The sequence below is a fragment of the Orenia metallireducens genome (genome assembly GCF_003001995.1).
Lineage (GTDB): Bacteria > Bacillota > Halanaerobiia > Halobacteroidales > Halobacteroidaceae > Orenia > Orenia metallireducens_B.
This window is the reverse complement of record NZ_PVNB01000050.1, coordinates 1-7,841: the sequence shown is the minus strand read 5'-3', so window position 1 is coordinate 7,841 and position 7,841 is coordinate 1. Positions and strand designations below refer to the sequence as shown.

General features: G+C 32.0%; 8 protein-coding genes and 1 pseudogene. All 9 read right to left on the bottom strand.

What is annotated here, in order from left to right:
* Positions 1–64: 64 nt before the first annotated feature.
* Positions 65–346 carry a helix-turn-helix domain-containing protein gene (locus BX659_RS18115; protein WP_181186463.1) on the bottom strand — a complete coding sequence of 94 codons (282 nt, stop codon included), beginning with the start codon at positions 344–346 and terminating at the stop codon, positions 65–67.
* Positions 347–1,067: 721 nt separating this feature from the next.
* Positions 1,068–1,553: pseudogene (locus tag BX659_RS18110) on the bottom strand (replication-relaxation family protein); the annotation flags it as partial.
* A gap of 547 nt (positions 1,554–2,100) precedes the next feature.
* Positions 2,101–2,388, bottom strand: coding sequence for a hypothetical protein (locus tag BX659_RS18105; RefSeq protein WP_106231962.1), 288 nt, complete (start codon positions 2,386–2,388; stop codon positions 2,101–2,103).
* Between the two features lie 700 nt (positions 2,389–3,088).
* On the bottom strand, positions 3,089–3,703 hold the full coding sequence (locus BX659_RS18100; RefSeq protein ID WP_106231960.1) for a hypothetical protein: 615 nt from the start codon (positions 3,701–3,703) through the stop codon (positions 3,089–3,091).
* 215 nt (positions 3,704–3,918) lie between these two features.
* Positions 3,919–4,077, bottom strand: coding sequence for a hypothetical protein (locus tag BX659_RS19205; RefSeq protein ID WP_181186462.1), 159 nt, complete (start codon positions 4,075–4,077; stop codon positions 3,919–3,921).
* Positions 4,078–4,491: 414 nt separating this feature from the next.
* Complete coding sequence (locus BX659_RS18095; protein WP_106231959.1) at positions 4,492–6,087, bottom strand: TOTE conflict system archaeo-eukaryotic primase domain-containing protein; 1,596 nt, start codon at positions 6,085–6,087, stop codon at positions 4,492–4,494.
* Between the two features lie 186 nt (positions 6,088–6,273).
* The gene (locus tag BX659_RS19200) at positions 6,274–6,432 is read right to left on the bottom strand and encodes a hypothetical protein (protein WP_181186461.1); all 159 of its coding nucleotides are present in this window, start codon (positions 6,430–6,432) and stop codon (positions 6,274–6,276) included.
* Between the two features lie 10 nt (positions 6,433–6,442).
* Positions 6,443–6,697, bottom strand: a complete 255-nt coding sequence (locus BX659_RS18090; protein ID WP_219884438.1) for a helix-turn-helix domain-containing protein — start codon at positions 6,695–6,697, stop codon at positions 6,443–6,445.
* Between the two features lie 818 nt (positions 6,698–7,515).
* Positions 7,516–7,740: a hypothetical protein gene (locus BX659_RS18085; protein ID WP_106231955.1), complete on the bottom strand. Its 225-nt coding sequence runs from the start codon at positions 7,738–7,740 to the stop codon at positions 7,516–7,518.
* Positions 7,741–7,841 lie beyond the last annotated feature (101 nt).

Here is a 7,841-nt window from a genome sequence, read left to right as displayed (position 1 = left end):
CCCTCCTTCTTTATTTTTTGTTTAAAAGGGCATAAAGCCCTTCTATTTTATCTGCTTGATTAACTTAATCCCAGTTGACAGGATCATAACCATATTTTTTTAATCCTTCATTCACTTCTTTTTTAAATTCTTCTCGTAAATCTTCTCGTAAATCTTGGCAAAATGCCTTTGCTAAAGTATCTAACATGCTTTTTCCCTCCAAATATCTTTTTAATTGATTCTCTGTTACTCTCCAACTTCTAGCGACCTTCTTACCTTGAAGTTCTCCCTCGTTTAACATTTTCCTAACTGTTCTTTCTGTAACTTTTAATATTTCTGCTACTTCTGTAACATCATATACTTTCACTTGTTCTTTGTCACCTCCTAATGTGATTTTAACACACATATATATCACTTTCAAATGATTTTGAATATACTTTGATTATGATTTTGTCACAAAATCGTGATTTTGCGAAATAATATAGAGTTGATAATGTGAAAAAATATTGTATTATGTTAAAATATTATGTTATTTGCAAAGTTAATCCATAAATTACACTTGTGAATAATTTATTTTTACCAATAAATATTTTATTGTTATTAATCCTCAAATACACAACCGTCAGATTTAATTATATTAATTTTATTTCATTTGACTAATATATTGGTATTTAAAAGGGATTGCTCTTAAATTTGGGCTATTCTCGTAAGTCTAAGCTACTTTTATCAATAGTCTCTTTTTTAGGCCTCGGGAAACTCGGAAAACCATCTTATATCTAATGAATTATATAAGGATTCTCGCTTTAGGCTAAACCCTTTATAATTCTAACCTATCCATTAAACGTATTTTTGCGTTCTGCTAACTAATGTCGTTACTGGATAACTTCTATAAGTGATAAACTAGTTTTGCTTTTTTCCTCTCTCACTCCCTCCACTCGTTCCCTCTCTAATTAGACTTATCTAGTGTGTTAAATGACTTTAATTCTGTTAAATAATACACTACCCCAGCTTTTAAACATAAAATCACATAAAAAAACATAATTAATTTTGTCCCTCTGAATTTCGGACAAATTATATTTGATTGTCCGTTACTTGTATAAAAAAAGACCTGCAATTAAGCAGGTTAATTTACTTAACTGATCAATCTTCTCTACAGATACAAAGTAAGGTTTCATGCTTAAGCTAGTATCTGCAACCTCTAAGCACCAATTATATAACTGTTCTGCTCTTGGGGTAATAAATACTATTTTGTGTGGTAGATCATAATCCTTTAACTCTCTTTGATAATTGATAAACTGCCTTTGTATGTCCTTCTTGTCCTCGGTAGCTCTGTCCAGCTCTAGGGCTACCTTTTGACCGTTCTTTAATTCTATAAGTGAATCTAGTTGGTTCTTGCTCTCTCTGCTGGGCGTGTACTCTAACCAATAATCATTTATGATGTCGTCCAGCTCCACTATAACCCTGTTAGTCTGCAATAAATGAGGGATATATCTTTCACTCCAAAAGGGCTGTCGATATTCCCTGCCTGTAACCTCTTTATATAGCTTTTTACCTGCCTTTCCTAACCTGTATAAAGCTGATTTAGTGTACTTTCCTGTAGTCCAGTAAAAAGGCTTACTTAGTAGTCATTTGTTACTAGCTCTCGTCTGAACCTTCTTTGTCTAGTAGCATAGGATTTAAAAAAATAGAACTTTGTTAAATTTGTATAAGTTAAATTAATTAATCTAATCAAATATAAGATAATCTAGTATTAATCTTGTAGATCATAAGAGAATAATAAAAAGACCTTGCAGGTTATCCCATTTGCAGGACACCTAACAAGGTCTTTTTTGCTCCAGTAGTGCATAATTTTTGCAAGTTTTATTAAGGGGGGTGTATTAATCGCACACCCTTTTTTTACTGATTAAACTCTACTTTTACCGTACACATTAATTATTCGGTATCTCACTTTTAGTTATACACCACCTCACACCCTCATATTTTGCCTATATGATGTGTTTATTGTGTTAGTCATATATTTATATACTTAATTAATTAGTCTGGAATTTGGGCTATTCTCATAAGCCTAAATAAAAAACCCACCAATACTAAGGTGGATTATATCTATTGAATAATATTAAATTAACTTTTAACAGATTTTAACTTAGCAATGTCATAAAGATTCTCTTTAGTAACAGCCTCTAAGGTCTTAGTTTCTCCTTCTAGTTTTGCTATGTTCTTATTAACTTCATCAACTTTAATACTGACTAATTCTGTTTGTTTATCTAGATTATCAAACCTTTTATTAACATCTTCTTTAAAGTTATTTAAGTTATTTTTAATTTCTGTACTTTCTGCTCTTAACTCTCCAACTTCACTTTTTAAGCCTTTTATTTCACTTAATATCTCTTTTAATAGTTGTTCACTCATAGTTAACAGCTCCTTTCTGTAATATTATAACACACAACATTATCCTTTAAAAGATAGATAATAACGTTAACATTTGTCAACAGGTCATACTTTTAAATATTAGGTTTTATTAGGTTTTGTCGGTAACTATAAACTAAGATTATCTTTTATCCTATCAAGTAAAAGGTCAATGAACCCTTGTTACTCTCTGCTTTCTACTACTTCTCACTCTTGGTTAATCTAATCCTTAAGACTCCCAAACCGACGACGACACCACTATTTTTTTGTAAACTCACATTTACAACGGACTGACGCCAACCCCTACCAGCTCCAGTAGTGGAAGAACCTAACTTTCTTATAGTGTCAAAAAACTTATATCATATAGTTTTAAATATCAGGTTTTGTTGGGTTTAGGCTCTTGATCCATAGGAGGAGTTGTTTTTAAAATTTGGTTCTGCCTCAAAGGCATATCGAAATTATATCCCTTCAATGTGCTAAAGTGTCATAGCTGTGTTTGTTTTTATTTTTTACTTAACACATATTCCATTTTTCAAGCAATAATTTACCTTCTTTAGTTATCTTGTTATTTTAGGGACTACACCCCTCCTAGTGCTGGGGCTTATGTTTATAGAAGGTTACTCTTACGGTCTTTATATCATCTCCATACCCCTACAGCAAAGGGGGCTAATACCCTGCTTTTTTATGGACTCTAAAAAATGTATTATCCTAATTGGTTCTTGAGTTTATTAAAACTATCTATTAACAACTTATCCAGCTCCATTTCATAAACCCAAATTTTATCCCTTATCTCCCTGTAGATCTTATAGTGCATATTCTTAGGCTTTTCAGGTATCACACTATAAATACCCTTCCACTTGCTCCCTAACTTCCTATATAGTTTATCTAACTCCCTTCTAACTCTTGCTGACTCATCACCACTCTCTTTACTGCTCCTGTAAACCAAGTCTAAACAATCCCTACAAAGAAAATAAGCACTAGCACCACTTTTATAAATCTTCTCTACTCTGCTGTTACATTTAGGACACTTCAAATAGTTCTTGTATCCTCCTAGGTTCATAGGTACTTTATCAAGATATACTTTATAATTTAATTTTCTCTCTTGGTTCACTATATAATCTAAAACTATATAATCTTCATGTGATATACCACTTATTTTAGCTGTCCACTTATTCCAGTTGTTACTACTAGACCACGTTAGAGTGAAATAAGAACCTTCTTGTAAATAGCCCTCTCTATTCAATAGGTTTACATTTAAGCAAAGACAATCCTCTACAGCTCTTTTTCTACTCTCCCTACCAGATCCATAACCACCCATGATATATACCTCCCTTAGTTTTTCATAAATCCCCTTATAAATTTAAGTAGTGTTATCATATCAAAACTGCCCTAATCCCTTGTTACTGCTAGGCTAATAAATATTCGGATATATCTTGCATGAATCTTACACACATTAATTAAAATAAAAAACCTAAGAAGTGTTGTACCTCCTAAGCTCAATCTATATTAATCCTCACTATTGGAGGCCTTCTCTCAATTTGCTTGACTATACTTTTCTTTCATTCTCTCAATAAACTCTGGCATAATCTCTTTAAAGTCCTCTAATCTAATAACTACGTGGCTTGTATCATAGGGTCTATTCTTCTTATGTGCGAATAGTATTGGGGCTTTGCTGTTACTCTCTTTCTCCATCTTCTTTATCCAGTTATCTTACCCCTAGGTTCTTACACTTTATATAAACACTCCTTTATACTTTATTGATCTATGGATAACCCTACCCTACACTACATAACATACAGTTAGATATAATAAATAAACAAACCAGTTATAGAAGTAACTGTTATACTGTACTACTAGATAAAAAATAGGAGAATATAAGAAGCCACTATATTAACGTACGTACGTAACTACTGACTGACTGTAGTTAGAATATATAAGTAGAAATAAGTGGGCAGGTTATAGCTCAAGTATGATATTATATATCTTTATTGTGTCCCCTTTATGCACAAACCCCCATCACTACAACGTTTGTGAGGGGTAATTCAAGGGGGCTTTTTCAAATCTCTTTATAGGGGGCACAATATAGAATATCCTTGATTATTATTTTTACTTTGCTATACTATTAATAGGACATTTATCTGTTTTAGAAAGTTTCTTAGCTTGTCTATAACTGAATAATTCTTTTATTTCTTTATCTTCTAATAGGTGGCAGGTGGCTCTATCCAAACAGCTACTGCACCTTTTTTCTTTTTGGCATATCTTAAAACTCTTGTCCTTTGGCTCAATTAACATATTAACGCCTGTGTTTAAGTTTATAACTTTATATTTGTTGGGTTCATGCTTTTTACTGCCTTTCTTTCTTGTGTCCCTTTGGACTATTTCCACTTGCCCTAATCCTGCTAACATTTCAATCCACCTAAACAACTTCTCTCTTTTATTCTTAGTCCCCATAGCCTCGTTCATTTGCTCGTAAGTCATATAGAATACACCTTGATTATCTGCGTACATTTTAGAATGTTGAATCATAGCAAATAATAGCTTTCTTAGGGGCATTGTACTCCTGCCATGCCCTGTTATATCAAGTATCTTTAATAGTTCCTCACGGTTAATTATAGGCTCTCTGTCTATATCTAAAACAGGTAATTTATATTTAAAGTTGCCTTGACTATCCTTTTTAAAGACATCATTAGCAATATAACTGCAATCCTTTTCTATTTCTCCCTGTGTGCTGTTATATAGTTCTTGATCTAGGTTACTATGCCACTCTAATAACTTCTGCTTTATCTCTTTGGGACAATAGCCACGTTCTCTATATGCTAACCCTAACACAAAAGCCCTGTTATGCCTTGTGCCTTCTTCTGTTATGCCCTTAGTCTCTAAAGTATTTATAAGGTTATCTAATGGGTTCTTGTATATCTGTAAAGGCTTAACACTCTCTACAATCTGCCTTAGTTCCTTTTCCTGTTCTGCTGTTAAAACTACAATGTCATTAACTTCTATAGCATGATTTAGGACTTCTGGGCTTACTCTCTCTATGCTCTCCAGCTTGTCCAATACCTCTGTATCTTTTAACTGTCTGCCGTGTTTATCACATACATAACAAAAGTTATTAGTCTTTTGGTGGATTCCTAGGGGTAATTTATACCCTTGGCTACCTGCTCCCCTTAGCTCTAGCTTACTTTTGCTTAAACCTGTCTCACTAATAATCAATTCATAGAATGACATTAAAAGTTTATCCTCCACCATATCCTCAATAAAAATATCTATATGATACCCTTTATTTCCACTGTAAGAGGTTAGAATGGACTTAGAGGGTATAAACCTATTGACTACCTCGTAAACCTCCTGTAAGGTGAATACGTCCTTTATATCAAGGTCTAGGGCTAATATATTACTTTTACCTTTAGGGAAATATACTCCTATTGTTCTTTTGCCCTTTGTATGTGCTTTAATATCTGCACTACTTAAGCCCCACTTCCTATTTTTACCCTTAACCTTAGTTACATAGTCTTTATTGGTCTGCTCTAGCCATGCCTTACGGACACTTATATATAAATCCTCCAGTAACTCTGCTGACTTCTTATAATAATATTTATCGGGTTCATACTGCTTGATATAACTATCATAAGAAATACCATGAGTTTTTAAATGACTGGCTGTTATCTTCTTAAAAGTTTTATTACAAATATAACATTGTGGCAATATTGCACCTCCTAACAAACTAAATATAAGTTTAATATCTTTATTATGGTATCTTTAAGCAATAACCCCTATGGTTACAACGTTTATAGGGGGAAGATTTTAATAACACTTTAAAGGTTACACAATATAGAGTCTAAATAAGGCAATATATATCTTTATTATGAGACATTTATGCACAAACCCCCGTTACTGCTGGGATTGAAGGGGGTTATCTTGGATTAATTGAATCCTAAACTTAATAACTTCTTTTATACTCAATCCCAGCTGTTCTGCTATGGTCTCAATTGTCAAAACTTCACCTTGGTTATGATCTATAAGGTTTTTTATCTGCTCTAATCTTGACATGGGCGACCACCTACCCTGCTAACTTATCTTTAATTTTATTTAACTTCTCTTTTCTTTTATGCTCTTTGTACTTATCCCACTTATCCAGCACTTCTGCCTTTTTAAAACCTAACTCCTCTAACCCTTCTAAAACACACTTGTAGGGCTTACCTGCTAGGTTATTTTCTATTTGGCTAAGTGATGAATAACTAGCCCCTAATATATCTGCAAACTCTGCTCTTTTTAGTCCTAAGTTCTCTCTAATCTCTTTAATTGGATTTTCCATGCTTACCATCTCCTTAATTTTGATAATAAAAAAACCTTTGAAGGACATACTCTCCCTAGTTTATAACGATAAACTAAGAATAGTTGAATAATCCCCCAAAGGCTCAAAATTAATATATAGGTCTCCATAAATGGTATTTTTTAATAAAAATATGGCTATTTTCAATTTGTAAAGAAATAAAGAAATATAGATATATTTCGCTCTAAAAGTTTCTTATAGAGACATTTTGCTGTAACCAGCAATTGACATTATACGCATTTACACACTATAATAAAGTAATGCAAGGCAACATATAGTGTTTTTTCACACACAAAATGGGTATTTTTTACTATATGTTGTTTAAAAGAGGTAAATATAGTTGGAGCTATATTTAAACCTTTGGGGTTTCTTGCTGTAAGTTGGAGCTTACAACAAGATTATTTAGTTTTAAAATTCAACAAAAACTCTTAGTTATGGCAACCTTTGGAGAGGTTGTCATTTTGCTTTTTAATTCTCTATTATTTATTCAATAAAACAAATAAAAATCCTGTATAATATTACTAATATCACTAAATTTAATTTTATCTCAAATGCTTTGCCTTTGTCAACTTTGAGTAAACTATATATAGTGGTGTAAATAGGATAAAAGACAACATATTGTGCTTTTATCACTGTTATCTAAAAAATACTAACTTGATTATTTAATCTACTTTTTGATAAAATACTTGGCCTAATTCATATAGTTTTATAAAGTTAAACTAACTCACAATATAATTTTATGATATAATAAAATAGATAGTCCTGCCACTAACAGGACTATTTTTTAGATATAAACTTAGTTAAAGGGCTGTCTTTTTAAGGCAGTCTTTTTCTATATGTTCAACCAAAAAACAGATATCATCAAATCTCAAACCAGTTTCAAGCATTAATTCCATGATTTTAATACAACTCTTTTTCTCCTTTTTATTAAGACTTAAATAAAAGTCTATAAACTGTTCCATCTCTATTACTTCTTCTTTCTCAAATCCATGATCTATTAATTGTTTTCTAATCTTACAATCCATTTATCCCCCTCCTTCTTTATTTTTTGTTTAAAAGGGCATAAAGCCCTTCTATTTTATCTGCTTGATTAACTTAATCCCAGTTGACAGGATCATAACCATAT